The organism is Vibrio sp. D173a, from assembly GCF_030248475.1.
Map to the genome: position 1 here is coordinate 1 of NZ_JAHGAH010000276.1, position 3,323 is coordinate 3,323.

Genomic DNA, 3,323 nt, shown 5'->3' on the forward strand with positions numbered 1-3,323 from the left:
AATGAGGAGCGTAACCATCAGGGACTCAATGACCTCACTCCTGATGAAGCCTACTTTGGTAGGCAGAGATACGCTGCATGAGCTGGATCAACCACTTAAGAAGTTAGCTTATGTGTCCAACCATTGGGGTCCACTTCTGTAGAACAGACAACGAGCTAGGAGAAAACAATGATAAAACTATACTGGCACCCCATGTCAGGGCACGCACACCGCGCGCACATGCTATTAAATATCCTCGAATTGGACTTTGAACTCATTACCGTCGATTTACCGACTGGGGAACATCAAAGGCCAGAGTTTTTGTCACTTAACCCCTTTGGACAAATACCAGTTTTAGTCGATGGTGAAATCGTCATTTCTGATTCAAACGCGATCTTGGTTTATCTTGCTACCGTTTATGATAGAGAACAGATATGGCTTCCAAAGTCGCCTCTGGTACGTGCGCATATCGAGCAGTTTCTTTCCCTAGCTGCTCATCGACTAGCTAACTCAATAGCCAAACTTCGCGCAGCGAACTTATTCAATCGCAGCATAGACAGTGCACCGCTCACTCATGAAGCACATAAGCTTCTCAAACAACTCCAGACTTACCAAAATGGCCGTCAATGGTTGGTCGGAACAAAGCCTACTATTGCGGACTTAGCCCTCTACAGTTATATCAAGTTAGCGCCAGAAGGTGGGATAAGTTTAGCTGACTACCCTGTTTTGCAAGCTTGGCTCAAACGAGTAGAAGGGCTATCTGGCTTTGTGCCTATGCAACCTTCGAATGTCGGTCTACGGAATGAGACACTAAATAGTGATGTTATCTAAATCCATTGATAATTGCTCAACTCACTTTACCTTTACTATCTAGCTAATCGTTTTTAGGTATTGGGTACCCCTTTAAAGTAGAGTGAGTTACCCACTCACTCTTGCTTTGTTACGTTTTAATTGGTTCGAACTTAGGTTATTGAGAGTTAAGAAGATCTGTTTTTTACTTGTTTCTTATTTCGATCAAAAATGAATAAAAGTAATCCCAAAAGCAGCTTTCTGAATTAGTGTATTAATCAGGCGTAACTTCGAATGGGGCACAGGCTTTTCAGAAGAAAAGCCTGTTTCAGCACCTGTCAGCAGTCTGTTTTCTCAGACAACCTCAGAGCGTCTTCTAGTTCAACGCCAAGATATCGCATTGTGTTATCTAGCTTCGAATGTCCAAGTAAAATCTGTACAGCCCTAATGTTTTTCGTTCTGGCGTATATTAACGTGGCTTTGGTGCGGCGCATGGAATGAGTGCCGTAATAGTCAGCGTTCAGTCCCAGTTTTACAGCCCAGTTCCTGATAATTGAACGATAGAATGAGTAGCTGATAGGTTGCCCAAAGCGTCGGCTACTCGGGAATAGAAAACTGCTTGCCTCTAGGCATGCTGCAAAAATCCATCGGCTAATACTTTGCTGTGTTCTCGGAGTAATCTCATAGTGGACATCGGTGCCAATTTTTGCTGGATGCACTGAACCCTTTCATAGATAACTCCTTGCGAAGAAACATCGTAAACGTGTAGCTTTAGTAAATCACTCGCTATTAACTTGCTATCTATAGCTAGGTTCAGTAGTGCGAGCTGCATCAGATCATTTTCAATCTCCAGCCTAGTTCTGATCCGCCAGATCTCTTCAAGCTTAAATGGCTTTTTGATGCCACTGCATTTTCCAGAAGACAACTTTCTCATGATGACCTCCTCTCAGTGTTTTGGTCAACATGAAGTTTGGCAGTCAAATTTAGTAGGGTTTAGGAAGCTCTGAAACGTCGGGGGACATAAACAATTTAGATTAAGTAATACCATGGTTAATGCATTGCGCACCTGCCAATGTAGAGGCATGGCACGCCGTAACATTGGCCTGGTTTTGCGAATTATTAGAGTCGATAGTTCACGAGTCGTTTCTCGTCATATTCGGCATCTGGCCCAACATACCAGACTTCCCAAAATGGAACGTCTCAAGCTGGGCTCGCGGGGTTGAACTGGACTTGATCGAGCTTGTATGCAGAGCGTCATCTTTCGTGCTGGCGGCGTAAAGCTGACCCGAGAATGGGATGCTTGTGTCGTAGTTCTCAAACCACCTCTCCATCGCTTCCGTCAATTCTTTATCTGATTTATCTACATGCGCCAAAAATGCGCTATGGTTTGCAAAGAGCCTTAAGTCATGGACTAAATTCGGGATCTTTTCATCAGGAAATGCAGCGGCCATCAAGATCCCTGGAATTTTTTCATACCATAAATTACATACAGTCTGAAAAGAAGTCCCCAACTCTTTCATCTGGCCTGGTTTAACATAGCGCATTGTAAATCCAAATAATGCTGGGCCCTCTTCTCCTCCGCCATCAGCTTTAATAAAACCAGCCATGCTTTTCTTAAAATCGTATCGCACACATGGAATATTCTGAGTCTCAGCAAGTGTATCCTTATCCCAACCACCATACACAATCAGTGTGTCAGGATCTTCTGCTGTGCTTTTATAAGTAGCCCATAACGGTTCACTCTCACTTGGTCGGTCCCAATCGTTAGCGAAAGCATTTGCACTCTTAACCCAAATAACATGCCAGTAAACCAATGGATCTTCTTTGTCAGGAAATGCAAAGATAGCTTTAACGTCTGGATTGCTCTCGTAGACAGACTTGGAAAACGCTTGATACTGGATCTTAAACTCTTCTAACATGCCATCCTTGATACGACGCTTGCCGTAAATGATGACTGGCGTTGTTTCAGTTGCCCCAGTAGGAGCCTTTGCTTCACCGCGCACCTGCGGAGCCGAGTTATCTATCTTTTCATTTTTTGCTAATTTCATATCTGCTCCAAGTAAAGCTTGTCTATTCTGTTCAACTCAGAAAATTTTGATTTTCACTAATTAAATTAGAATTTTAGGTATAAAAAAAACCTCTGGCAATTTCGCTCAGAGGGTTTTTTAAAGATGCAAAAAGTTACCTCCCGAAATCTATCGTGGTGGTAGTGGTCGTGTTAATTGCGTTTACATAAATTCGTTTCATATTTTATGGATAACAAATCTTTTATGACACAGCAAGCTTTCTTCAAAAAATTGTACTTTATTTTTGAGTATGGCGGTGAGTCATAAGGTATGAAGTCTAATGGGACAAAAACTTACGTTTAGCACTTCAAAAGCGTCCATAAAATTGAGCATAGTATTCACTCGATGCCCAATAACTGAAGATCTTTCACTGGCAGTTTTTTTTGATATCTGATACTTCGTAAAGCAATTATAAAATGTATCACAAGCTTGCATTAACAGCCTGTTAATGAGTTTCAACTCTAAATGACAATGGGGCGTGCGACGTGA

Annotated in this window: 2 protein-coding genes and 1 pseudogene; 1 reads left to right on the plus strand and 2 read right to left on the minus strand. The window is 42.3% G+C overall.

What is annotated here, in order from left to right; genetic code table 11:
• The first annotated feature begins 168 nt into the window (after window positions 1-168).
• The gene (locus KIV40_RS23880) at window positions 169-810 is read left to right on the plus strand and encodes a glutathione S-transferase (protein WP_285351666.1); all 642 of its coding nucleotides are present in this window, start codon (window positions 169-171) and stop codon (window positions 808-810) included.
• Between the two features lie 296 nt (window positions 811-1,106).
• Here the strand turns inward: KIV40_RS23880 and KIV40_RS23885 are convergent.
• A pseudogene (locus KIV40_RS23885) lies at window positions 1,107-1,702 on the minus strand (tyrosine-type recombinase/integrase).
• A gap of 199 nt (window positions 1,703-1,901) precedes the next feature.
• The gene (locus tag KIV40_RS23890; protein ID WP_285351667.1) at window positions 1,902-2,816 is read right to left on the minus strand and encodes a hypothetical protein; all 915 of its coding nucleotides are present in this window, start codon (window positions 2,814-2,816) and stop codon (window positions 1,902-1,904) included.
• Between the last annotated feature and the right edge of the window lie 507 nt (window positions 2,817-3,323).

Coding starts and splice junctions, on each gene's coding strand:
- KIV40_RS23880 (WP_285351666.1), top strand. CDS start 169: ATGATAAAACTATACTGGCACCCCATGTCAGGGCACGCACACCGCGCG.
- KIV40_RS23890 (WP_285351667.1), bottom strand. CDS start 2,816: ATGAAATTAGCAAAAAATGAAAAGATAGATAACTCGGCTCCGCAGGTG.